This window comes from Gammaproteobacteria bacterium (assembly GCA_029881255.1).
Taxonomy (GTDB): domain Bacteria; phylum Pseudomonadota; class Gammaproteobacteria; order S012-40; family S012-40; genus JAOUMY01.
Genome location: JAOUMY010000015.1, coordinates 20,123 through 44,171, shown reverse-complemented (window position 1 = coordinate 44,171; position 24,049 = coordinate 20,123). Strand labels below are relative to the sequence as shown.

Here is a 24,049-nt window from a genome sequence, read left to right as displayed (position 1 = left end):
GTGCAATTACCGGGAAAATGTATAACCCACGGCAAATGAAAGCCAAGGTTTGTCCTGATACGCATACGTGCTCTGGTCTCCCCCCGGTAAGTGATCAATTCCCGCGACTACGCCAAGATTGAAGTAGCCCTGTACGCGCCAGTTTATGCCGACGGCTGCGGTAAGCCCGGTTCTATTCTCAATAACACTGTTTTGCAAAATGGGTAGTTGTGACAATCCCACCGCGGCCAGTAGTGTGAATTTTTCATTACTCAGACCAAAATAGGGACCAATACTCGCCGCACCTGTCATCGTCAAATCGGTACGAATTTTAAGAGGAATAATGAGCACACCGGTATTCAAGCCCCCCACCTGGCGGTAGTAGTTAGGGCTGGTAATATTTCGATCGCGACATAGAAAATAGGGTTTATTTATTTCCGCTTTAGCGACATTTTTTGGTGGATTTTCTGCCGGCGCGACATATTCAAACTCGATAAAAAGTAATTCATCTTTGTTGTCACGGGTATTCGTGTGAAATATAGAGCCACGCCCGGCGTATGCTAATGCGCTTGTTTTGTCACCGTCGTTGCATTTTCCATCGCTTTGTCTAAGGCTATCCAAATCATAGTTAAGTTTGTACGTGTTATTCCAGGACACATAATTGCGGATAGTTTCTGAACCGAAGAATGGTTTGCTTCCATACAATCGCACGTTATCACGTTCAGCTGCATTTGTAGGGGCGAACACAAAAAGAATTAGAATGCCAAAAAAAATCTTTGTCGCGTGATGTTTTACATTGAAATTCATGATGTTTCTCGGTCATTCACAATCTCAGTTCGTTATCGTCAGTCTTGGATTTAAATTGAATCTCAATTTCATGAATGTTTTAAAGGAGGTTAAGTTCAGAGAATAACCTGACAAAATAAAAACTATAGAAATATCAAACTAATTTGATCGTTCGCCGATAGTATTTGTACGTGCTCATATAGATAGTGTTCGATGAAAAAGGAAAACAAAACATCGATAAACGCTGTGTTTATCATTGTGGTGTTGCTAGTCAGCATTGCGTCTATGTTGGTGCTTACGATCAGCATTAATCTTTTCGTCGATCTCGCCTATGACAACGAGAGTTCTGCAATTTCTCGTATAGTCAAAAGAGAAATGCGCAATCTAGAGATGGGATTGGCCAAGGATATGGTTGATCTGCTCGGTGAACTGGCTAGCGACGAGAAGCTTCAGGAAATCGTGTTCTCAAAAAACAAATTGAAGATAGCTAGTGTTTTGGGGGAGCGACTCAATATACACCGCAACGCAGCAGACGCCATCAATGTAAAAACCATACGGATCTACGACGAAAAATTTCAACTTTTAAATCAAGTATCGAATGCTCATGAAACACAAGCGCAAGAGATGGAAAGGACGCAGTGTGGACTGGTCCACGAGGAGTTTTCCTCTCTCTCGGAAAACATACAGACAGATGTTGTTGGGTCTATTTGTAAGGATCGAAGTAGTACCAACTACTATATCGTTGGACCTTTAGGCGAGGAGAGGCCGCCATATTATATACAATTGATTGCAGATATGGCATTCAAATCCAGAGAGCTTGTTGATAGGCTAGGAATGCCCATCCGTTTGAGTAACGGTGCGGGTGAAATACATTGGCAATCGGATGACTGGCCAGAGCCTGCCGAAGAAAAAAATTATCTCTTTGTTGAGCATTGGTTGGATTCAACAGAAGAAAATTCCGGTTTGCGCATACAGGTAAGTTCAGATAACAGTGTATTTCAGGCGCGAATGGATTTCATGACGATTGCCGTCGTCATCATTACTATCTTAATTGTAGGTCCAATACTCGTGTTGTCACGGATCGCGGCATGTAAAATGCGCCTGTCACTAAATTCCGTACGAGACTCTGCAAGATCTCTGGCCGAAGGGAAGTATCACCCCGTCATAGACGCACCATTCGCAGAAACCGAGGACTTGGTCGATTCGTTTAATAAGATGGCCGAAAAAGTGTCACATTTAATCGCTAACCTGACAGAGGAAATTCAGGAGCGTCAAATTATGCATACACGGCTCGAACTTTCCAGGAAAGGTTTAGAAGAAAAGAATCAGCAACTCGATACCGCGTTGAGAGCTGCAAACGAAGCAACGCGAGTGAAAGCCGAATTTCTGGCAAACATGAGTCATGAAATCCGAACACCGTTAAATGGCGTTTTAGGCATGTTAGATATCATGAAATATACACCACTTAACGAGGAACAAAAAGAGTATATCAATATCGCCTGTCGTTCTGGGGATATGCTCATGGAGCAGATTAACGATACCCTGGATTTTTCAAAACTAGAAGCAGGGAAGCTGGAATTAGAACACGTTGAGTATACTTTGCGGACGGAAGTAGAAGACGTTATTTCCGTCTTGATGGTTACCGCTCGTGAAAAACATCTTGATCTATTATTAGAATTCTCCCCGAAAATTGATGTGAATTATCTGGGTGATCCTGCAAGGATTCGGCAAATCATCATGAACCTGGTCAATAATGCGATTAAATTCACTTCAAAGGGGCAAGTTAAAGTCTCACTCTTTGAAGAATCAAGATTAGCTTCATCCATCGTTCTGCGGTGCGAAGTCAGTGATACTGGAATCGGAATACCGGTAAACGTACAGAAAAAAATATTTAATGCATTTGTCCAGGCAGATAGTTCAACCACGCGACAATACGGAGGCACAGGGTTGGGGCTGAGTATATGCTATCAGCTGGTTAAGAAGATGGGGGGCGAAATAGGCGTCGTATCTGACGGTGTGAGTGGAAGCACGCTCTGGTTTAGCGTTGAACAAGAACTAGCGGATACCGTCAGTTTAAAACATGATATGAACGAATATTGTAACGTTCCGAAAGTCGACTTTCGTTTGTCTACATGTACAATACTTCTCGTAGAGGACCACCATATTAACCGACGCGTTGCCATTGCGATGCTCGAACGCATGGGGCTGCAAAATATTCTCGTGGCAGAAAATGGACACGAGGCCTTGACTTTGCTCAATGATTACGTAGTTGATCTCGTTTTTATGGATTGTCAAATGCCGGTGATAGATGGATTTGAGGCGACAAGACGAATACGGAAACTCGCGTCCGAAAAGAATCGTGTTCCTGTTATTGCTATGACAGCGAATGCGATGGAAGGTGATAGAGACAGATGTATTAAGGCTGGAATGAACGACTATGTTGCAAAACCGATAGACCCAGAGCAGTTGATACGAGTGTTGAAAAAATGGACTGTCTCGTCTGACGATTGAGACGCTAGTTCTATATTTTCATTATCTTGGAGGTGTTTCGATATCATCGGACAGGAAAATCACCCTAGGTAGGTCGCGTATTCTCGAAACGCAATCAGTTTATACATAGTGGCGAGTTTAGAACTGCTGCGATACCTCTTTAAGATGGTCGGCCAATTCGACCAACACGGAGAGTTCCCGTTTCGCATCGTTTGCCGAGACAAAATTGTTAGAGGCAATATCTCTGATAACAAGTACGTTTCGATTGATTTCCTCCGCGACTGCATTTTGTTCCTCTGCGGCAGTTGCAATCTGCGCTGTCATGTTATGAATGGTGGTTACCGCTGCGGTGATGGTGTCGAGCGACTCGCCCGCAATTGAGGCGCTATGAACACTTAGTTTGGCCTTTTCATGGCCGGACTGCATGGCGCTAACCGCAGTACGCGCCGTGCGTTGTAGTTTGTCCACCATGTCCTCAATTTCGGCTGTTGAGGATTGGGTGCGTCCGGCAAGCGTTCGCACTTCGTCCGCGACAACCGCAAATCCTCGACCCTGTTCTCCTGCTCGTGCGGCTTCAATCGCGGCGTTTAATGCCAGCAAATTAGTTTGTTCCGCAATTTCTTTGATGACTTCGAGGACGTTACCAACCTCAATACTAAAGCTATCCATTTGGTTAATGACCTTGGATGCGTTTTCTACTTCATTTGCCAAGGCATTGATATTTTCTATGGTTTGTTTAACAACAGCGTTTCCGTGTTTGGCTTGATCCATTGCGCTGTCAGTGGCATCCATAGTTGTAGACGCATTTCTTGCGACTTCCTGCACGGTTGCAGCCATTTCAGTGATCGCAGCAGCAACTTTTTCAGTCTCTTCAGCCTGGGTCTGTGAACTTTCATGGGTTTTGCTACTGGCTTCTTCCACTTTATGTGCAGCGTCTGCAACAGGCGTAACCGAATTGCGAAGCTGGTCGACCATGCGCTGCAATTTGTCAATGAATAGATTGAATTGATTTACTACGAGTCCTAGTTCGTCTGAGCTGTCTACCGGCAAGCGGCGGGACAGATCTGAGCGGCCACTGTTCAAATCGTTAAGCGAGCGCATCAGATTATTCAATGGAGGTAAAATTTTTCGATAAATCGTACTGAAAATAATCATGAATAACATTAATGTGGTTGCAACATTGGCGTATCCAAATTTTGTTTTTAGCGCAGTTACCTCGTCAAGCACGCGCACAGATTCCCGATATTCTTCATCTACCGTTTTTACCATGGCTTCAATCTGTGAAGCGAGTAGGGCTGAGGCATCATCAAATCCGGAGCCGGAGGCCTTCATTATCGCGTTACCCTCATCACGGCCTATCTCTACATAGGCCTCTGCCATCCGCACACCCGTATCATAAAGCGCATGTAGCGATTGCTTAGCCTCAAGCAGAGCCACCTTGAGTATGGGATGATCATTTGAAAGTTTATCCAATAAGGAGTTTGCAGCGGCGAGATGTTCCTGTGCTTCAGATTGCGCTCCGTAGTCACCTGTAGCGCCGACATCAGTCAGGAATTGCTGAATTTGCACAATATTGAAACGTGTCTCTTTCAGTAACAGCATGGTGTCGGTAAGCGATTCTTGTTTGCGTATGGCTTCAGTAAGATCACTACTGGTCTGGTATGTGCCTATACCAAATATACTGAGCAGGGTTCCGGTACCCAAAGCCATAAAGAATAGTAATTGTTTGAATTTGATCTGTTTCATACTGCCTTCGCCACTTTACCGCTGATAACGATTTGAAACGAATTGTTAAATTTCATTGCATATCGGACATGTCTCAGAATAAGTTTATGTATCTGGATTACATCTTTTTCGGTCTATGAGCGTCCATAAGTCATATTTGTTCATTTGCAGACTTAGTGGGTTTATTCCAAGAAAACATAGAGTTATTGATTGTGTATAGTTGAGAATAACAGTATATTATTGCTTGCTGATGCATTGAATTAGGCTTTCAATACCTTGATTTCTGTGATTAATTTGGCGTTATTTTCCAGACAAAAGTCGACTCAGGGGGGAGTTATTCTCCTACTATTCGGTGTGCTCTGCAGTTCAGGGAGGGTTGATGCCGGGCAAGTCTCGATTGCGGTTTCCAGTAATTTTTTGAGTAGCGCAAAAAAAATCGCGTCACAATTTGAAGCAACGACTGGTCATAAAGTACAAATGAGCAGCGCATCGACCGGAAAATTGTATGCGCAGATACTCAATGGCGCGCCATACGATATTTTTCTCGCGGCAAATAAATCAGAGCCACAGCGTTTGGAGGAAGAAGGTAGGGTGCTGGCGGGTAGTCGTTTTACCTACGCTCGTGGAATTCTCGCCTTATTTTCAATACAAGCAGAAAAGTCGTTAACTATTGAACAGGTAAACTCATCGGCTCGAATTGCGATTGCCAATCCTCTCCTCGCACCTTATGGCGTCGCTGCCGATCAGGTGCTAAGGCAATATTCAAAGGCGGTTGAGCCACGCAATCTCATACGCGCCGAAAACGTAGGACAAGTGTTTCTTTATACAGTTTCGCAGAATGTCGATATGGGCTTTGTGGCGCTTTCGCAGATTATAGAGGCGTACGATAAAATACCTGTAGGCAAGGTTTGGATTCCCAATCAGAAATATTACACACCGATCGAGCAACAAGCGGTACTCCTGAAAAGGGCGAAAGACAATGCGGCAGCTCATGCTTTCTATGACTTTTTGCAATCCGTTAAGACGCAAGCACTCATCCACAAAATGGGCTACGCCGAGTAGTTTATGGCTATAGACGTTACACCATTCATATTGACTTTTAAACTGGCGGCACTGACGGTTTTCGTTCTGTTGATATTGGGCACGCCATTGGCGTGGTGGCTGGCGACAACACGAAGCGCCACGAAAACGGTAATCGAATCGATAACAGCGTTGCCGCTGGTTTTACCGCCCACGGTGCTTGGGTTCTACATGCTTATCCTACTTGGTCCCAATGGCACCATTGGCGAAGTGTGGCAGTCAATGTTTGGTGTCTCACTGACATTTAGCTTTAGTGGATTAGTTATCGCGTCCTGTTTCTATTCGTTGCCGTTCGTCGTACAGCCTTTGCAAACCGCTTTCGAGTTAATCGATAAACGAGTAATTGAAGCTTCCTGGACCTTAGGAAAAAGCAAAGTACAAACGTTTTTTCTGATAGTGATGCCACTTGCACGACGCGGTTTCATTACAGCGCTGGTTTTGGGTTTCGCCCATACTGTTGGTGAATTCGGTGTGGTTTTAATGGTAGGCGGTAACATTCCAGGTGAGACTAAAGTTATTTCTATTGCCATCTATGAGCAAGTCGAAACCATAGATTTCGCCTCTGCGCATATCAGTTCGGCGATCTTGTTGCTGTTCTCATTTATAGTCCTGTTGGCAGTGTATACCTCAAATCGACGATGGTATCGCGGAGTGCGGGTATGAGTCGTCTGAGCATAACTTGCAGCAAGCAATACCGTGAATTCGCCTTGTCCGTAGATCTCGAATTTGAAGGTGGAAAAATTGTTGTCTTACTCGGCCCATCGGGCAGTGGTAAAACGACATTATTGAGGCTCATTGCTGGGCTGGAAAAACCCGACGAGGGCAGAATTGATTTTAACGATGAATGCTGGTTTGACAGTCAACATAAGCGTTACTTACCACCGCGACATAGACACATCGGTATGGTGTTTCAGGATTACGCATTGTTTGAACATTTATCTGTCGAAAAGAACATAGGTTTCGGTGTGAATCGGGATAGACGTCGAGAACAAACAACTAATTGGTCTAAACGCCTACATCTTGAAAATCAGCTTTCCTCAATACCAGCGCAATTATCGGGTGGGCAACGACAGCGTGTTGCATTGGCCAGAGCGCTAGCCACCGAACCGGCGCTCTTACTTCTTGATGAGCCGCTATCCGCTATTGATTTTTCTTTGCGGCGTCAGTTACGTCGTGAAATTAAGCAAGTGTTGCGTGAGTGGAACCAAACTGTCATTTTAGTTACCCACGATTTGGATGAAGCGCGGTATTTCGCCGATGAGCTTGTTTTGATGCATGAAGGTTCTGTTGTCCAGTCAGGAAAACAGAACACTTTATTTGAACAACCGATAAATTCCGTTGCAGCCAAAATGCTCGGATGGACGAACTGTCTTGAGGTTGAAAGAGTCCAAAACGATACTTTGTTTGGATCCTGGGGAAGTTGTAGATACAAGTCAGGGTTTAAAGGTGAAAGCGGTCGCTTGTATTTTAAGCGATCAGATTTGCGACTAGCGCATAAAGACGAAGTGGCCTTGACCGGAAAGATTATTCATGTGGTGACATCAATCGATGAATGTGAAGTAGAGATAGCGTTAAGCGATGGAACAGTGATTGAGGCAGTGAATCGAGAGTTTGTCGAGAGTTGCAGCGTAGGCGATATCGTTAGAATCGTTCCTGAAGGTGAATCCATTCTCTTTTTCCCTAACAGCATGGAATAGGTGACGTCCCTGTCCATTCTCCTTGCTGAGGTCTTTCTATCTGGTGGCCATACTAAAGGAAATAAACTAAGCTGGGTATCACCCAAAAGGATTATAACAAGCGGAAAAAAACACAAAGGCGTCAAGGATTTGGCTTTAATTCCCTGGTTAAAATCAAGCCAAATATAGATTAAAAATAATAGCGTAATTCGTAATTTTGACTTCAGGTTTTGATGTGAAAATTCAACGCATTACTATAAATGTGTGGGAAAGTCGATTATGCAGTTTTGTTCTGGTTTTAAGCAGCGCATATTTTATTCGTTGCTACTCGCGGCATCCGTAACATCTGCATCGCCTGCTGGTGCTGAGGAGCTCCCTCCCGGTTACCACCGAATGCCTGATGGCCGCATCATGGCAAATAACCCTGCCACCGCAATTGCTCCTCCTGGCTATTTCCTGCGCTCTAACGGCGTCCTGGTCAAGCTGGAAGAATCTGCACCGGCAGTTTCTCAGCCCGCGACAGTATTGGTAGACGAATTCGAAACGCCACCGGGCTTTCATCGAATGCCCGATGGACGACTAATGGCGAATAATCCTGCATCAGCCATCGCTCCTCCGGGATATTACATGCGAGCAAATGGTGTCCTGGTAAAACTTGAGCAAGGTGCGGAACCGCCACCACCTGCAAGGGTTATCGCGCAAGATGTCCCTGCAGGTTTTCATCGCATGCCAGACGGACGCATCATGGCCAATAACCCTGCTACTGCTGTCGCACCTGCTGGATACCACCTAATGCCTGACGGCACATTGATGTCGAGCGTAGGTGGCGGTGGAGGTGACTCCGGTGCTCATCAACATCATCACGGGTCTCATGGTAAGGGAATGTGGATGTTTGAGTATCGCTATTCCTATATGAATATGGCGGACATGCTCGACACGACCAAAATCGTTACAGCTAAAGATGTGCTCAATTCCTATGGTTATATGATGTCGCCCACTGATATGAGTATGCAGATGCACATGCTGATGGGTATGTATGGCATTACCAATAATCTGACAGTGATGGCGATGGTGCATTTCATGGCCAACGAAATGGGTATGACGACGAATAATGGCAGTGCAACCAGTACCGGCGTCGACTCTACTATGACCAGCGCTGGATTCGGAGATTCTGTAGTCAGTTTATTGTATAGCACGCCATTTGATGTTGTGATTGGAATGGGGGTTGGAATTCCTAGCGGTTCAATTTATGAGTCTGGCAAAATGGTGATGGACGCGACAAATATACAAGATACCTATTTGCCTTACGGTATGCAGCTAGGTTCTGGTTCTTTCGATGTTAGGCCTTCACTCAAGTACTCGCGCCGTTTCGGAGATTTCACACTGGGTACTGGATTCGAATACATCTATAGAGTTCATGACAATAACGCAGGGTACCGATTAGGAAACAAGGGTGAGTTGAATGCTTTTACTGAGTGGCATGTCTCTCGCTATTTTTCACTACTTGCGCGCGGCACATTCAGTGACATAGAGAAAATCAAAGGCAAACATATATACATCAATACTACTATGTCTCATAACATGATGGATATGCCGGGTTCTCCCGCTGCTGATCCTTCTCTTTACGGCGGCATGCGCTTAGATGGAACCTTAGGTTTCAAGGTTAACACGGCAGATCGCATGTGGGGCGCAAGAGCAGAGCTGACTTTGCCGGTATATCAAAACTTGTGGGGTCCGCAAATGCGTACTACCTGGATAGCAACATTTGCCCTTGAGGCGATGTTCTAGACGTTTTTTCAGTTCAGGCCGGGTCCTCAACAGTAATAAGAACGGGGCCTGAATTAAAGCCTGCGGTGAATACCGCAGGCTTTTTTTATTTATGCAAGACAGAACCCTGTTGGTTTCGCGTGAATAGATTGCAGCGTTTCCCATTGCATACCAATACCCTGAGCTGTTCAAACCGACCTGCCATGTTTTGACCTCCAAACGTAGGAATAAATTGCGAGTGATATTAGGCTAAGGAATATTCGTGATTTGACTTCACTCTGCTGAGCGAGCTCTTGTTTTGGGTCGCAAGCATTACTAGTTTCTTGCTGTCTATGTGTTCTATTCTGTCTGCACGATCGCGATGTAAAATCAGTCAAATGCCTACTCCGTATAATCAGAATAAACTCCTCTGGTTCTTAATGGTGATACTCTTTAGCTCAACAGCTGCGTACTAGATGACGAAGGTTTATCGGGACAGATGGAATATCGGCTGACCGTGCAAAACGAGAAGCAATGGCTGAGTGTTGAAATCGTTATATGAAAAAGCCCCCAGGATCTAGATCCTGAGGGCTATGAAGTTAATATAGATCAACTTTATTGGTTTACTGAACTCCAAATGCTATTGTCATAGCCGGTTGTTGTCTGAGTTTGTTTTTTCCAAGCGATTATCGTATCGGTCAGGTTGCTTACAATAGTCGGCTTCAATAAGTTAGAAGCACCAGCTTCATTTGCGATTAAACTCGGTGTAACCGCCCAACCACTAGTGAGAGAAAAGGTATTTGCATAAATCTTCTTCCAATCTCCTGTAACCCAGGTAGCGACAGCCGTTGTATTGTCTACAAGCGTTACATTCAATTGCTTCTGACTTTCGTGTAATTCGCCAGAGATAGAGCTTGGAGAACTCCATGTATTGTCCGTTCCGTTAAGCATCACTGACTTATACATAAACATGGGGACGGCGGATGTATTTTCCATTGGCTCTTTCCAGACGACTAAAACATTGTCATCTCGACCTGTGGCCACATGTAGAGATTTAGACGATAGCAGATTGTCATATTGGTCAGACACCGGTACAAAGTTTTCGATCAATGTGGTTATCGCGCCCCAGCTTCCGTCAGTGCTTCTTATTGAGTACCGTAGCCGGTGATTGAGTACATCGTTTTGAAGAAAAACCTGTTTACCAGTAGGCGTTACAATATAGTGGGTATGTAGATAATTATCCAATTGATTGCTAGATAATACTTGTGTAGTTTCCGTCCATCCAGATTGAGGAGTAAAAGTCGCAGTATGTAGCTCGCGAATAACTCCCTGGGTCTGATGTAAAACGGTATCGATCCAGCCAATATGCACAATTCCACCAGGCGTGACATTATGATTGTGCCCAAGTTCGTATGAGCCATTCGGGATGCTGAGTTCAAATACATTGCTGAAGCTGGTGGCAGTCATATAGTGGACCGCGTTTAGCGTCGTTACATTTTGTGTAAACTTTGTGTATATCAGCGTCACCATGCCTTCGTCGTCGACATGAAGGCGTGGCGGGGTATTTCCCGCAGAAATTCCTTCAACAACCGATTTATTCCACCCCGAGACAGGTGAATAGAATATAACGAAATAACGTGTCTGATCAGAAACCAATCCCACCAACGTTCCAGTGTTCTTTGCCATATGCAGTTGGCTGAATCGAATAGGCTGAACTAAGCCGTCAAGAATGGTGCTGTTTTGTAGCAACCGTGTCCATACGCCATTGCTATAGCGAACAAAGTAATTCGTTACTTCCATGGCTTGATTAAAATCGTAACTTTGCGGACTACGCGAAAAGTAAACAATCCGATTTCCCAGGTTGTCGATAAGCATCTTAGGCCCTTCGATCTGCTCACCATCAAAACTTTGGAATGTGATGTCTGCGGTGTTTCCAGAAAGCCAGTTTGGGCTCAACGTGGAATTTTGGTTGTTATTATCATTCTGATTGTTATCGTTATTGTTGTTAGTCGTATCGTTATTGTTGGAACTTTGTATGTTCAAACTGTTGGTTCTGGTTGAACGTGAGATCTTGATACTTGTTCCCGTCGTTGTCGCCGGTGGTTTTTCACTCCAGAAGGTAACGCCTTTTTTATTAGCGTCTATCATAGTCGACGTTGCTTCGACCTGAATTGATGTGCTGTTCGTCGAGAATATCAATTCTTTTTGAGACCAGGTGCCAGCGCCTGATGTATTGATGGTGTAGTTGCTGGACATTATATTGGTCGTTGATGCCCCTTTCTCAGCCCAGGATAGTATGGCCTCGCCGGAATTGACAAGATTAGCGCTAAGCGCTCCGATAGTCATACCGGTGGTTGATGAAGCAACAACACGTTCAGCGGCGAGAGTATCGGCGCTTATGCTACGTTCAATAATTCGCGTTGTTCCCCCGGTACCCTCACGGGCGTAGATTTTGAGTGAGGCACCCGAATAGAGCGCAGGTTTTGCTGAGTTCGTAGTTGTATTCAAATCATGTTCAAGCCAGGCGATTAGCATTTTGTTGTTTTTAAAGCCAGCAACAACGGGCGTGTTTTCAACATGTGTATTGGTTTTGTTAGGGTTGTTCAATTGCGTAGTGTTCCAAGCTGTGCTGCTTTGCTTGGCAGAATAAATGTGACGCCCATTGTTGCTTGTACTAACAATCATATATGTGTTATTGGCGTTATCAATCGCCAGGGCCATAGACACAATATTGCCGTCGGTGACGATACTGCCAGACGGGAAAATATCGGTTCCAGTTTGTGTCCAGCCACCAGTGGTGGAATAGCGTGCAACGTTGACGCTAAATTGCTCATCTGTTGTTGCCGCATTTGGCGTTTGTTCTAACCAGGCAACGACAGGAGCACCGTCCTTATCTACCGCGACAGTATATTGCTTTAACGTTTTTCCAATCCGGTCAAGCTGAGCTGCGGTTGTTGACCAATTGCTGCTGCTGGATAATTTTGAATACATTCCTAGCGCGAAGCCGTCTGTCAGTGCTACTTCAGCCAGGACAAACTGGTCTCCCGTGCTATTGATAAAGGCGTGTGGGTTTTTACCTGCGCCGCGAGCCTGCGCAGTCATCCAGGACGCTCCCATACCAGGCATAAACAGATTGGTGTGTATAGTGTTATTGTTGCTCCACGCAGCCAGCGTATCGCCAGCGGATGTATCGTATGCAAAACTGATATGAGATGCGGTGTGATCTGTTGGTAATGGCGAGGATGCTGTCAAGGTTGGAGCAGATGCAGAAGCATCATAGTATGCAAAACCGCTTTTACCTGTTGGGCCCATGATCTCCCAATTCGCGTAACCGCTTCCTTGGGCGGTCGGCGTAAATTTAAGGCTATGTAACATTACGCCACTATCAGTGACATTGTCGGTGGCAAGTTCCTGTTTCGCACCCCATTGGCTCGGTACATAGTCTATAGTCGTGTTCTGCGTCTGTGTCTGGTTTTGATTTTGATTGTTCTGATTGTGAGCGCTGTGGTCCATTCCGGCATCTGCCGCACCTGGATGGGTCTCCGAAAACGGTTTGGGTGATTCCAGACAGCCACTGAGCATAGATATCGAGATCGCCCCGATTACAGGAATCAGGACAGAATGACGAAGCTTGGACATATTGGAAACCCCCTCCAAAAGCGCAACTTGCGCAAATTAGTCATTGCCCGACGCGTTATAAACCGTATCATTCGGTTTCTTATTTTCGTGCCGGGCCATTAAATTGGTACTTGTCAACGCTGAACTATCGAGCATCAGACTTAAGTCATACTGAATCATGAGAAAAAACAATGAACTTGACCTGAACTTAGAACCAGCTGAATTAACTTTTCAGGATGCGCATCCATACTCTGATCGCTATGGCGATCATTACTTTGCGCGTGAAGGCGGGTTTGAGGAGAGCCACTATGTATTCATTCGGCAGAATGGATTACCGCAGCGTTGGCAAGGCAGAGAGCGTTTCGTCATTGCTGAGACCGGGTTTGGAACCGGATTGAATTTTCTCGCCACGGCGCAACTGTGGTTGAGGGAGAGCCGCCCTGATCAACGCCTGCACTATGTCAGTTTCGAAAAACACCTCTTTCGTCGCGAGGACCTCCAAAAAATACACGCACATTGGGCTGATCTGGGCGAGCTCAGTGAAGAATTGCTCGATCGTTATCCGCCCTTGCTGGCGGGTATGCACAGGCTCTATCTATATGGCAATAGAGTGGTTCTTACGCTGTGTCTAGGTGATGTAAAGGATTTGTTACCGGAAATGCAGGGAAAGGCAGATGCCTGGTATCTGGATGGATTTGCACCCTCAAAGAATCCGGGTATGTGGAATGATGACTTGTTTAGTGAAATTGCTCGTCACAGTAAAACAGGAACGACGTTCGCCACGTTTACCGCCGCCGGGTTCGTTCGCAGAGGCTTACAAAACGTCGGCTTTGCGGTCGAAAAGTTTTCTGGCTATGGTGCCAAGCGTGAGATGTTGAGGGGGAGTTTTACTGGAGAACAAAAGACACCGGATGAGCAACCATGGTTTTGTCCTCCAGACGCGTTTTCAGGTGACAAACAAGCAATTGTTGTAGGAGCAGGGATTGCTGGGGTGTTAAATGCTTTTAGCCTGGCGAGTCGCGGTTGGAAAGTGACTTTGATCGAACGCAATGCGGCGGTGGCACAAGAAGGGTCTGGAAATCCGCTTGGCTTGGTGGCGCCACATTTGGGCAGTGGTGTGCATTCCTGGTCGACGTTTAATACAGCCGCTTTTCTGCAAGCCAGCGCCTTTTACCAAGCATATGATGCATGGCAAGCCAGTGGTGTATTACAGATCGCCGAACTGCAACGTTTTGACTGGAGCGTTATCAATCGTTTGTTTATGCAGGCTATAGATAAGCACGAGATTGCGGAAATGAGCGGTTTGCAACTTTTGGCAAGCGCTGTGTTTTTTCCGCAAGCCGGTATGTTGAATCCTCAAAAGCTTTGTCGCGAACTACTGGATTTGTATTCCGAACACATTTGCGTTGAACCTATGCAACAAATTGAATCCCTGGCGTTTCAAGAGGATGCGTGGCTGTTGCGCTCAGCAACGCACAGTTGGACCTCATCACATGTAATATTGACTAACGCTGTCGATGCAAACCGATTATTACCACACCACGAACTAAGTCTGCATACGGTTCGCGGGCAACTCAGTTATGTTGAGTCATCGGAATTAATCGGGCTGAAACGCCCCTTGAATGCAAATGCCTATATTCTTCCGATTCACAATGGCGCGAACATACTAGGTGCCACATTCCAACCTGGAGATAGCGACAAAAGCGTGCGCGAAAGTGATCATCAGCACAATCTCGACAGCGTTTCCGAGCTAGTCGGGCATGAAATTGATGCCAATATTACTGGCGGGCGAACAGCATTTCGTGCAGCGACGCGCGACCATTTGCCTATCGTCTCGGCAGTATATGACCCCGCCTTCTATAGGCGCAGCTACGATGATCTATATCACGGACGACCTGCAAGACTATATCTAAGCGCACAATATCTCCCAGGCCTCTATCTCAATGTCGGGCACGGTTCCCATGGTCTGACCAACGCGGTTGCATCGGCGGAATTAATCGCCGATACGATTGAGGACACGCCTCGGTGTTTATCCCGCACTCATCTTACGCAATTACACAGCGCCAGATTTCTTATCCGACGTCTAAAAAGAAAGCGTCCCGGCGAGGTTGACAAGAGAGGTCCCTCAGGCTAATGTTTCGTCTTCGCGCCGATTTGATCTAACAGCTTGCGGGCGCGTAATAAATACGGCTAAAGCGGAGCGAACCTGCTTTAGCATGTGCTAAGCGGGTTTTTTTGCGCCCGTCGAACGACTTAAGGAAACAGCCATGAAAGACAAAGATTTGCGATTCGATACGGCGGCGGTGCGTGCGGGCATACAGCGAACAGCTGAGCAAGAGCACTCAGAACCGGTATTTTTTACCTCCAGCTATGTCTATGATTCGGCCGCGCAGGCGGCGGCACGATTTTCTGGTGAGGAGCCGGGAAATATCTATTCACGATTTACCAATCCAACCGTGCGCACATTCGAGCAGCGTCTCGCAACACTTGAAGGCGGAGAACGTTGCGTCGCGACGGCCTCGGGTATGGCGGCTATCATGACGACTTGCTACGGTCTGTTGAAGGCAGGTGATCACATAATTTCCTCGCGTGCGATTTTTGGATCGACGACGGTATTGTTCAATAATTTCATTGCCAAGTTTGGCGTCGAAATCACTTATGTATCTCAGACCAATCTTGACGAATGGGAAGCGGCGATCAAGCCTAATACCCGTTTCCTGTTTCTGGAAACACCGTCCAATCCATTGACCGAGATTGCTGACATTGAGTCATTGGCAGGCATTGCGCACAAACATGGTTGTCTTTTGGTAGTGGACAACTGTTTTTGTACTCCTGCGTTACAGCAACCTCTGAAGCTTGGCGCCGATATCATTATTCATTCCGCGACAAAGTACATTGATGGGCAAGGGCGATGTCTGGGGGGCGCAATTATTGGTACCGAAGAAGTCGTCGGGCAGGACGTTTTCGGCTTTGTACGCACAGGAGGTCCAAGCATGAGTCCCTTCAATGCATGGGTTTTCCTAAAGGGCCTGGAGACGCTGCGGTTGCGCATGAAAGCGCATAGTGAATCGGCGCTTAAACTCGCTCAGTGGCTGGAATCCTTGCCTCAGGTAAAACGTGTGTTCTACCCGGGCCTCGAAAGCCATCCGCAACATCAACTGGCAGCCAGACAGCAATCTGGGTTTGGTGGTATTCTTTCTTTTGAACTTGCGGATAAAACGCAGGCGTGGAAGCTCGTCGACGGGACGCAAATGGTTTCCATAACTGCCAACCTGGGTGACGCGAAAACGACGATTACCCATCCGGCCACAACGACGCATGGACGATTGAGTGATGAGCAACGAGCCAGCGCCGGAATCTCTGATGGATTGTTGAGGGTGGCGGTCGGGCTGGAAGATATTGAAGATATCAAAGAGGATCTATCGCGAGGGCTTTGATATACTCTCCGTCCCAATACAATAGGTTATCTGCCAGTGAATTTACACGAACGCATCGAAAATCTTTTTTTGTCTCTGTGGGTTGGCTGTCTTGTAGGAGTCGGCTATATCGCTGCACCGGTTCTATTTAAGACTCTGGACGATCGCAGTCTTGCTGGGAATCTGGCTGGACAGATGTTTTACATCGTAGCCGTAGTTGGCTTGGTGATCGGTATATCGCTATTTCTCAGTTACCAGTTTCGGACAAAAAAAACAGCATTTCGTGAATGGCGTTTTTGGGTCCTGGGACTAATGGTGTTATGCGTAGCAATGGGTTTTTTTGTGTTGCAACCAATAATTGCCGATATCAAAGCACTGGGGATTGAACCTGGCAGCGAAAACGCGAAACGTTTTGGTATTCTGCATGGCGTTTCGTCGGTTCTGTATTTGGTCACGACTTTGTCCGGCGTGGTGTTGCTGTTTGCCGGTATTCATAAGAAAAAACACTTCCTCTAATACGGCAGTTGAATTTTGTGATTTTGTGAAGGTCGGTAGAAAATAGAAATGCGTCCGATATTTTGGACCAACTCCGCATTGAGATTGGTAGCGATGGTATTGGCGACTTCCATGCGATCGTCTTTGTCGCCAATGTTAATTTTGACTTTTAACAATTCGTGGTGTGCGAGGGCATTTTCGATTTCAACGCTGACGGCTTCACTGAGGCCATTGGCACCAATAATTACGACGGGTTTGAGGGCATGTGCGAGCGCTTTGAGGTGTTGCTTCTGTTTCGAAGTAATCGACATAAAGAGGTTTTAATCCGGTGACTGAAAGAGAGCATAGTGTAGCGCAAACGCGGCGTAGATTGATAGTAAACCCGAGCCCACTGAATGTGGTAAAACTGGAGCTGGGGCTAATTGTACTGGTATTGGTGGCGTTGGGCCTTCTGGTGGAATTTCATGTCTCAGACCCCGTTGGTCAACTTGTGTCGCTTATTGGGATCGGTGGTGCAGGAATGACTTGGGTATTATTACGCACTCGTTCCATTCTAAAACAGGCACCGCAGAAAGCCGTTGATGTGTCCGATAATAGCAGTAATGGCCAAAAGTAAACCGCGCAGTCGTTGGATGCAGCGACACCTGGACGATGACTATGTAAAACGCGCACAGCGTGATGGATATCGTTCGCGTGCGGCATATAAGCTGCTGGAAATTCAGGAAAAAGATAAACTAATCAAACCAGGTATGATGGTAATCGATATCGGCGCGGCACCCGGCGGCTGGACACAGGTCGCTGCAAATCTGATCGGAGATCATGGCAAATTGATTGCGCTCGATATCCTGCCTATGGATCCCTTCCCCAACGTGGAATTCATCCAAGGTGACTTTCGTGAAGACGAAGTCTATCAACAGCTCATTGATGCCATAGCCGATACAAAAGTCGACCTTGTAATTTGCGATATTGCCCCAAATATTAGCGGTTTGAAGTCGGTAGACATACCGCGAGCGATGTATTTATCGGAGCTTGGACTTGAGCTGGCTAGACAGGTTTTAAAACCCGGGGGAGATTTTCTGGTCAAAGTTTTTCAGGGCGAGGGAATTGAGGATATGCGCCGTGAAATACAGAAATCCTTCTCCAAGTTATTGACTCGCAAACCAAAAGCCTCGCGTGCTGAGAGCCGTGAGGTGTATCTATTGGGGCGAGAGCGGATTGTTTAGGTCAGTTGGGGCGTGTAGAATCCCGGCAGGTGTCCGATTAATATATATACCCAGTTTCTGTGCACAAAAAGGGTGCATTTCAACAGCTTAAACGTGGGAAGATATTGAATATCCCGAAGTTATAAGTGATGAGGGAATTACTTTGAACGAAATGGTAAAAAACATCATTCTGTGGGTCGTCATCGCGATAGTGTTGATGTCTATCTTCAACAATTTCGCACCACGCCAGACGTCGTCGCGTCACACGGAGTACTCTCAATTTATTCAGGATATTAAATCCGGGCAGGTTTCCCGCGTTCTGATTGAAGGACGTATGATACGAGGCGCCAAGCAGTCTGGAGAGCGCTTTGTGACCTATAGCCCCGGTGACCCTGGGTTGATCGGCGATTTGCTGGACAATGACGTTATTATTGACGTCAAGCCACCTGAGCAGCAGGGGCTGTTGATGCAGATCTTTATTTCCTGGTTCCCGATGTTGCTGTTGATCGCCGTATGGATATTCTTCATGCGCCAGATGCAGGGCGGTGGTGGCGGCAGAGGTGCCATGTCCTTCGGCAAGAGTAAGGCGCGCATGCTTAGCGAAGACCAGGTAAAGGTCACTTTTGCTGATGTGGCTGGTGTAGAGGAAGCAAAAGAGGAAGTTGGCGAATTGGTCGAGTTCCTGCGCGATCCCGGTAAATTTCAGAAGTTGGGCGGCAAGATTCCCCGTGGCGTGTTGATGGTTGGTCCTCCAGGTACTGGTAAGACGCTCCTGGCCAAGGCCATTGCCGGCGAGGCAAAGGTACCTTTCTTTACTATCTCCGGTTCTGATTTCGTTGAGATGTTTGTCGGCGTAGGCGCGTCCCGCGTTCGTGACATGTTCGATCAGGCCAAGAAACATGCGCCTTGTATTATCTTCATCGATGAGATCGATGCCGTAGGTCGCCATCGTGGCGCTGGTTTGGGTGGTGGTCACGACGAACGTGAACAAACGCTCAACCAATTACTCGTTGAGATGGACGGTTTTGAGGGTAATGAAGGCGTCATCATCATCGCCGCCACCAACCGTCCTGATGTACTCGACCCAGCGCTATTGCGTCCCGGACGTTTCGACCGTCAGGTGACTGTGCCGCTGCCCGATGTGCGTGGTCGTGAACAGATTCTGCGTGTACATATGCGCAAGGTGCCCATAGCAGACGATGTAAAACCACGCGTTATTGCTCGCGGTACGCCCGGATTCTCCGGTGCCGATCTAGCTAATCTGGTAAACGAAGCGGCCTTATTTGCCGCGCGCGCCAACCTAAAGCTGGTAGGCATGCAGGAATTCGAAAAGGCCAAAGACAAGATCCTCATGGGTGCGGAACGCCGCTCCATGGTCATGAATGACGAAGAGAAGAAACTCACCGCTTATCACGAGGCCGGTCATGCGATTGTGGGTCTCAAAGTGCCGTCTCACGACCCGGTATATAAGGTATCGATCATTCCGCGCGGACGTGCGCTCGGCGTGACCATGTTCCTGCCGGAAGAAGATCGTTACAGTTATTCCAAGCAAAAGCTGGAGAGTAATATTTGTAGTCTCTTCGGTGGTCGCATTGCGGAAGAACTGATCTTTGGTGCTGACTTTGTGACTACTGGTGCCTCGAACGACATCCAGCGCGTCACGGATATCGCACGCAATATGGTGACCAAGTGGGGTCTGTCGGAAAAACTCGGGCCGATGGTATACAGCGAAGACGAGGGTGAGGTTTTCCTTGGTCGATCTGTCACTCAACACAAGGCGGTCTCTGATGAGACAACACACCTGATTGATGAGGAAGTGCGTCGTTTTGTCGATACCAACTATGAGCGTGCCAGGCAGATCCTGATTGATCACATGGATAAGTTGCATGCCATGGCCGATGCCTTGATCAAGTTTGAAACCATTGATCGTGGTCAGATTGATAACATCATGGACGGTAAACCACCGGGTGAACCGAGTGATTGGGAAGAGTCTGATCTGGATGCAAACAAACCAGACGCCGGTGTGTCGGACGAATCCAAGGACGACAAGAAATCAGGCAAAGGCGAACTGGGTGGGCCGGTAGGCCAGTCTTGATCCTGAGTTCAACGTGTTAGACGGACGTCTGGATTTATCCTCGCCCAGGATTATGGGCATACTGAATGTTACCCCCGACTCCTTTTCGGACGGGGGTAATTTCGTTTCCAGGGATGCTGCTTTGAAGCAGGCGATGCACATGGTCGAAGAGGGAGCCAGTATCATTGATATTGGTGGAGAGTCGACCCGCCCAGGCGCTGCCGCAGTCACTATAGACGAAGAGCTCACGCGTGTTATCCCGATAATAGAGGCGATACGCGCCGTATCCAACATTCCCATTTCTATTGATACCAGCAAGGCTGTGGTGATGCGTGAGGCAGTCTCTGCCGGCGCGAATTTGATTAATGACGTGCGCGCACTTCGGGAGCCTGGCGCTCTAGAAGCGGCCGTTGCTTTGAATGTGCCCGTTTGCCTAATGCACATGCAAGGTCAGCCTCGTACTATGCAGTCAAATCCAATATATGAAGATGTCGTCGATGAAGTGAAAGCGTTTTTGATTAACCGAGCAAAAGAGTGTGAGATTGCCGGAATTCCAGCCGAGAATATTCTCCTTGATCCCGGATTTGGCTTTGGCAAAACAGTTACACACAATTTGCAGTTAATCCAACATCTGGATTTATATCAAGGATCGGGCTATAGCCTGTTAGTAGGAGTGTCTCGCAAGAGTACGATTGGTAAACTATTAGGAGATAGAACGGTTGATGGCAGGTTGTACGGAAGTTTAGCGCTAACAGCTTTTGCGCTTGAGCGTGGTGCTGACATCATCCGAACTCACGACGTCGGTGCAACAATGGATGTAATACGAATGTACACCGCGATGAAATCAGCGAACTCAGATGAGGAGTAACCCATAGTGGCAGATCGCAAATATTTTGGAACAGATGGCGTCAGAGGAAAAGTAGGCGGGTCCCTGATCAATCCGGAATTCATACTCAAGCTGGGTTGGGCTGCTGGGCGCATATTGGCCAAAGAAGGTCGGCGTAAAGTGGTCATCGGAAAGGATACGCGTATATCCGGATATATGTTTGAGTCTGCCTTGCAAGCGGGTTTGATTGCTGCAGGGGTTGATGTGCGTTTGCTCGGGCCGATGCCTACTCCTGGAATTGCTTACCTTACGCGCACACTGCACGCGCGTGCCGGTATCGTTATCAGCGCCTCACACAATCCGCATTATGACAATGGCATCAAGTTTTTCTCGGGAGATGGAACGAAATTACCCGACCAGGTTGAATTGGCGATTGAGGCTGAGATGGAAAAGCCGATGACGATAGTAGATTCCGCTACACTGGGCAAAGCGGCCCGCGTTGAGGATGCGGCAGGTCGTTACATCGAATTCTGTAAGAGTACTATCCCGCTCAGCATGGAACTTCAGGGATTAAAAATCGTTGTCGATTGTGCCCATGGCGCGGGTTATTTTGTCGGCCCTCGAGTTTATAAAGAGCTCGGCGCCGAGGTTATTGCTGTCGGTAATCAACCTGATGGTATCAACATCAATAGTGGTGTTGGCTCGACAGCGCCTAAGTTCTTGCAGGAAAAAGTACTCGAGCATTCTGCTCATGTAGGTATCGCCCTCGATGGTGACGGTGATCGTCTGATCATGGTGGATGAAAAAGGCTCGGTAGTTGACGGCGACGAGTTGCTCTACGTGATTGCCCGTTCTCGTCAACAGCAAGGACAGTTGAATGGTGGCGTTGTCGGTACTTTGATGAGTAACTTCGGCATGGAAAAGGCGCTCAAGTCGCACAAGATTCCATTCCTGCGCGCAAAAGTCGGTGATCGCTACGTTATGGAGTTGATGAAGGAAAATGGCTGGATGCTTGGCGGTGAATCATCTGGGCACATAATATGTCTCGATCGCACCACCACGGGCGATGGTATTGCCTCGTCCTTGCAGGTATTAGCGGCAATGATCGAAAGTGGTCGTAGCCTGAGTGAACTGAAGTCTGGTATGCGTAAATATCCGCAGTCGATGATTAATGTACGCGTGGCAGGTAAGCCAGATCTAAACCAGAAATCCATTCAGGAGGCTGTTGCAGCAACGGAAGCCAAACTTGGAGACAATGGACGTGTATTACTACGTGCGTCCGGTACAGAGCCTCTGGTCCGGGTGATGATAGAGGGCAATGACGCTATGGAAGTCGATCAATTGGCCCGTGAATTGGCGGAAAAAGTTGAGTCTGCGCTAAAAGGTCTAAAGGCTGTCAGCTAAGCGCTTGTTCTCCATGGCTTCAAGTTGTGTTCGAATCCCGTCCTGATGGGCGGGGATTGTGCCTGTTTAACGACAACTGGTTGATTTTTCCATGGTCTGTCGGTAAGCTTGCCTGCTTTTGAAGTTCGGGGAATGACAATAATGCGCAAACCAATGGTTGCCGGGAACTGGAAATTGAATGGCTCACGGGTCAGCGTCCAGGCTCTCGTTGAAGGAATACTGTCAGGCAGTAAAGCCGTTACCAAGGCTGACATCGTTGTATGTCCTCCATATGTCTTTATCTCTGACGTGGCTAGACAGCTGGGTAGTAGCGCCGTTGCTGTTGGTGCGCAAGATGTGGCCAAAGAAACTTCAGGTGCGTTTACCGGAGAAGTTTCCGTCGATATGCTCAAAGATGTTGGTTGCAGATACGCCATTATTGGACATTCCGAACGACGCAGTTTGTATGGAGACACCGATGAGATGGTGGCTCAAAAGGTTGACACCGCAATCAAAGGTGGCGTTACGCCGATTTTGTGCGTTGGAGAATTGCTTGAAGAGCGTGAAGGCGGACAAACAGAAGCAGTTGTTGAACGTCAGTTAAAGGCTGTTGTTGACCATTGTGGAATAGACACACTGGGGCAGTGTGTTGTGGCCTACGAACCCGTTTGGGCGATAGGTACGGGTAAAACTGCTTCACCAGAGCAGGCCCAAGAGGTGCACGCCTTTATCCGTAATTGGATACGTGGACAAAGTGCTAAGGTTGCCGATACTATTCGCATTCTTTATGGCGGTAGCGTTAAAGGCGACAATGCAGCCGAATTATTTTCTCAGGCCGATATCGATGGCGGCTTGATAGGTGGCGCATCTTTGGATGCGGACGAGTTTTTGACTATTTGTAAGGCAGCGGGGTAGTTATCCTTGGATACAGCGCTTATCTTGATTCATCTGTTTGCCTCTTTGGGACTCATTGGCCTGGTAATGTTACAACAGGGCAAAGGTGCAGACATGGGTGCGGCGTTTGGCGCGGGCGCGTCACAAACCGTATTCGGAGCTCGTGGATCAGCCAATTTTCTTTCTCGAACCACGGCCATATTAGCGGCAGTTTTCTTCATCACCAGTTTGACTCTGGCATATTTTGCCGGACAGGCGCGTGAAGGTGTCAGTATTGTGGATAAGCTGGATGGGAATGTTCCAGTTCAATCCTCAAGTGAAATACCCGCGGCGCCAATGAGTGAAGATGTACCGGCGGTACCGGTAGAGTCGCCAGTTCCTGAGGAGCCGGCGCAGTAAAAATTGCGGATGTGGTGAAATTGGTAGACACGCTATCTTGAGGGGGTAGTGGCGCAAGCCATGCCGGTTCGAGTCCGGCCATCCGCACCAATCTTCTCGACCTTAGGCTTAATGTGGCATTAAGAAAATTTCAATGAGTTTGTAACTAGTTGTTTTGTAAGTGAATATCAGCGTGGTGCCCGCTTGACATGGAGATGGTCTCTAGCCTAGACTGGCTTCGTTCTAAAATAGCGTCAAAATCAAACAAGTAACTAAGTCGT

General features: G+C 47.3%; 19 protein-coding genes, 1 tRNA gene and 1 riboswitch. Of the genes, 16 read left to right on the top strand and 4 right to left on the bottom strand.

The window, feature by feature from the left end; genetic code table 11:
- Window positions 1-6 precede the first annotated feature (6 nt).
- Window positions 7-786: a hypothetical protein gene (locus OEZ43_19830; protein ID MDH5547834.1), complete on the bottom strand. Its 780-nt coding sequence runs from the start codon at window positions 784-786 to the stop codon at window positions 7-9.
- Window positions 787-978: 192 nt separating this feature from the next.
- Here OEZ43_19830 and OEZ43_19825 point away from each other — a divergent pair, with 192 nt between their 5' ends.
- On the top strand, window positions 979-3,276 hold the full coding sequence (locus OEZ43_19825; protein MDH5547833.1) for a response regulator: 2,298 nt from the start codon (window positions 979-981) through the stop codon (window positions 3,274-3,276).
- 117 nt (window positions 3,277-3,393) lie between these two features.
- On the opposite strand, the gene OEZ43_19820 is transcribed toward OEZ43_19825, so the two are convergent.
- Window positions 3,394-5,001: a methyl-accepting chemotaxis protein gene (locus OEZ43_19820; GenBank protein MDH5547832.1), complete on the bottom strand. Its 1,608-nt coding sequence runs from the start codon at window positions 4,999-5,001 to the stop codon at window positions 3,394-3,396.
- Between the two features lie 333 nt (window positions 5,002-5,334).
- On the opposite strand from OEZ43_19820, the gene modA reads away from it, so the two are divergent.
- The 4 genes from modA to OEZ43_19800 all read left to right on the top strand — a co-directional run bounded on the left by modA (window position 5,335) and on the right by OEZ43_19800 (window position 9,524).
- Window positions 5,335-6,042: a molybdate ABC transporter substrate-binding protein gene (gene modA / locus OEZ43_19815; GenBank protein MDH5547831.1), complete on the top strand. Its 708-nt coding sequence runs from the start codon at window positions 5,335-5,337 to the stop codon at window positions 6,040-6,042.
- Between the two features lie 3 nt (window positions 6,043-6,045).
- Window positions 6,046-6,723 carry a molybdate ABC transporter permease subunit gene (gene modB / locus OEZ43_19810; GenBank protein MDH5547830.1) on the top strand — a complete coding sequence of 226 codons (678 nt, stop codon included), beginning with the start codon at window positions 6,046-6,048 and terminating at the stop codon, window positions 6,721-6,723.
- Complete coding sequence (locus OEZ43_19805; protein MDH5547829.1) at window positions 6,720-7,757, top strand: ABC transporter ATP-binding protein; 1,038 nt, start codon at window positions 6,720-6,722, stop codon at window positions 7,755-7,757. The genes modB and OEZ43_19805 overlap by 4 nt, the downstream gene beginning before the upstream one ends.
- 258 nt (window positions 7,758-8,015) lie before the next feature.
- Window positions 8,016-9,524, top strand: a complete 1,509-nt coding sequence (locus tag OEZ43_19800) for a hypothetical protein (protein MDH5547828.1) — start codon at window positions 8,016-8,018, stop codon at window positions 9,522-9,524.
- A gap of 573 nt (window positions 9,525-10,097) precedes the next feature.
- Here OEZ43_19800 and OEZ43_19795 read toward each other — a convergent pair.
- Complete coding sequence (locus OEZ43_19795) at window positions 10,098-13,121, bottom strand: hypothetical protein (protein MDH5547827.1); 3,024 nt, start codon at window positions 13,119-13,121, stop codon at window positions 10,098-10,100.
- Between the two features lie 157 nt (window positions 13,122-13,278).
- On the opposite strand from OEZ43_19795, the gene mnmC reads away from it, so the two are divergent.
- The 3 genes from mnmC to OEZ43_19780 all read left to right on the top strand — a co-directional run bounded on the left by mnmC (window position 13,279) and on the right by OEZ43_19780 (window position 17,032).
- The gene (mnmC, locus tag OEZ43_19790; protein MDH5547826.1) at window positions 13,279-15,234 is read left to right on the top strand and encodes a bifunctional tRNA (5-methylaminomethyl-2-thiouridine)(34)-methyltransferase MnmD/FAD-dependent 5-carboxymethylaminomethyl-2-thiouridine(34) oxidoreductase MnmC; all 1,956 of its coding nucleotides are present in this window, start codon (window positions 13,279-13,281) and stop codon (window positions 15,232-15,234) included.
- Between the two features lie 2 nt (window positions 15,235-15,236).
- Window positions 15,237-15,315: riboswitch (SAM riboswitch) on the top strand.
- Window positions 15,316-15,367: 52 nt separating this feature from the next.
- The gene (locus OEZ43_19785; protein MDH5547825.1) at window positions 15,368-16,537 is read left to right on the top strand and encodes an O-succinylhomoserine sulfhydrylase; all 1,170 of its coding nucleotides are present in this window, start codon (window positions 15,368-15,370) and stop codon (window positions 16,535-16,537) included.
- 36 nt (window positions 16,538-16,573) lie between these two features.
- Window positions 16,574-17,032, top strand: a complete 459-nt coding sequence (locus tag OEZ43_19780) for a DUF4149 domain-containing protein (protein MDH5547824.1) — start codon at window positions 16,574-16,576, stop codon at window positions 17,030-17,032.
- Here the strand turns inward: OEZ43_19780 and yhbY are convergent.
- A complete protein-coding gene (gene yhbY, locus OEZ43_19775) occupies window positions 17,029-17,322 on the bottom strand; it encodes a ribosome assembly RNA-binding protein YhbY (GenBank protein ID MDH5547823.1) in 294 nt (97 codons plus the stop codon). The two genes, OEZ43_19780 and yhbY, sit on opposite strands and share 4 nt — an antisense overlap.
- A gap of 17 nt (window positions 17,323-17,339) precedes the next feature.
- Between yhbY and OEZ43_19770 the strand changes: the two genes are divergently transcribed.
- The 8 genes from OEZ43_19770 (at window position 17,340) to OEZ43_19735 (ending at window position 23,879) form a co-directional block, all read left to right on the top strand.
- Window positions 17,340-17,627, top strand: a complete 288-nt coding sequence (locus OEZ43_19770; GenBank protein MDH5547822.1) for a hypothetical protein — start codon at window positions 17,340-17,342, stop codon at window positions 17,625-17,627.
- A complete protein-coding gene (gene rlmE, locus OEZ43_19765) occupies window positions 17,614-18,234 on the top strand; it encodes a 23S rRNA (uridine(2552)-2'-O)-methyltransferase RlmE (protein ID MDH5547821.1) in 621 nt (206 codons plus the stop codon). Before OEZ43_19770 ends, rlmE begins: the two co-directional genes overlap by 14 nt.
- Before the next feature lie 151 nt (window positions 18,235-18,385).
- Window positions 18,386-20,308 carry an ATP-dependent zinc metalloprotease FtsH gene (ftsH, locus tag OEZ43_19760; protein MDH5547820.1) on the top strand — a complete coding sequence of 641 codons (1,923 nt, stop codon included), beginning with the start codon at window positions 18,386-18,388 and terminating at the stop codon, window positions 20,306-20,308.
- A gap of 52 nt (window positions 20,309-20,360) precedes the next feature.
- Window positions 20,361-21,155, top strand: coding sequence for a dihydropteroate synthase (gene folP, locus OEZ43_19755; protein ID MDH5547819.1), 795 nt, complete (start codon window positions 20,361-20,363; stop codon window positions 21,153-21,155).
- A gap of 6 nt (window positions 21,156-21,161) precedes the next feature.
- Window positions 21,162-22,517, top strand: a complete 1,356-nt coding sequence (glmM, locus tag OEZ43_19750; protein MDH5547818.1) for a phosphoglucosamine mutase — start codon at window positions 21,162-21,164, stop codon at window positions 22,515-22,517.
- Window positions 22,518-22,658: 141 nt separating this feature from the next.
- The gene (tpiA, locus tag OEZ43_19745) at window positions 22,659-23,411 is read left to right on the top strand and encodes a triose-phosphate isomerase (GenBank protein ID MDH5547817.1); all 753 of its coding nucleotides are present in this window, start codon (window positions 22,659-22,661) and stop codon (window positions 23,409-23,411) included.
- Between the two features lie 6 nt (window positions 23,412-23,417).
- Window positions 23,418-23,789: a preprotein translocase subunit SecG gene (secG, locus tag OEZ43_19740; protein MDH5547816.1), complete on the top strand. Its 372-nt coding sequence runs from the start codon at window positions 23,418-23,420 to the stop codon at window positions 23,787-23,789.
- A 5-nt stretch (window positions 23,790-23,794) separates the two neighbouring features.
- Window positions 23,795-23,879 (top strand) — tRNA-Leu (locus OEZ43_19735).
- The last annotated feature ends 170 nt before the right edge of the window (window positions 23,880-24,049 follow it).

Coding starts and splice junctions, on each gene's coding strand:
- OEZ43_19785 (MDH5547825.1), top strand. CDS start 15,368: ATGAAAGACAAAGATTTGCGATTCGATACGGCGGCGGTGCGTGCGGGC.
- OEZ43_19830 (MDH5547834.1), bottom strand. CDS start 786: ATGAATTTCAATGTAAAACATCACGCGACAAAGATTTTTTTTGGCATT.
- folP (MDH5547819.1), top strand. CDS start 20,361: ATGGGCATACTGAATGTTACCCCCGACTCCTTTTCGGACGGGGGTAAT.
- OEZ43_19805 (MDH5547829.1), top strand. CDS start 6,720: ATGAGTCGTCTGAGCATAACTTGCAGCAAGCAATACCGTGAATTCGCC.
- ftsH (MDH5547820.1), top strand. CDS start 18,386: ATGGTAAAAAACATCATTCTGTGGGTCGTCATCGCGATAGTGTTGATG.
- OEZ43_19825 (MDH5547833.1), top strand. CDS start 979: ATGAAAAAGGAAAACAAAACATCGATAAACGCTGTGTTTATCATTGTG.
- OEZ43_19820 (MDH5547832.1), bottom strand. CDS start 5,001: ATGAAACAGATCAAATTCAAACAATTACTATTCTTTATGGCTTTGGGT.
- OEZ43_19800 (MDH5547828.1), top strand. CDS start 8,016: ATGCAGTTTTGTTCTGGTTTTAAGCAGCGCATATTTTATTCGTTGCTA.
- OEZ43_19795 (MDH5547827.1), bottom strand. CDS start 13,121: ATGTCCAAGCTTCGTCATTCTGTCCTGATTCCTGTAATCGGGGCGATC.
- mnmC (MDH5547826.1), top strand. CDS start 13,279: ATGAGAAAAAACAATGAACTTGACCTGAACTTAGAACCAGCTGAATTA.
- tpiA (MDH5547817.1), top strand. CDS start 22,659: ATGCGCAAACCAATGGTTGCCGGGAACTGGAAATTGAATGGCTCACGG.
- yhbY (MDH5547823.1), bottom strand. CDS start 17,322: ATGTCGATTACTTCGAAACAGAAGCAACACCTCAAAGCGCTCGCACAT.
- modB (MDH5547830.1), top strand. CDS start 6,046: ATGGCTATAGACGTTACACCATTCATATTGACTTTTAAACTGGCGGCA.
- rlmE (MDH5547821.1), top strand. CDS start 17,614: ATGGCCAAAAGTAAACCGCGCAGTCGTTGGATGCAGCGACACCTGGAC.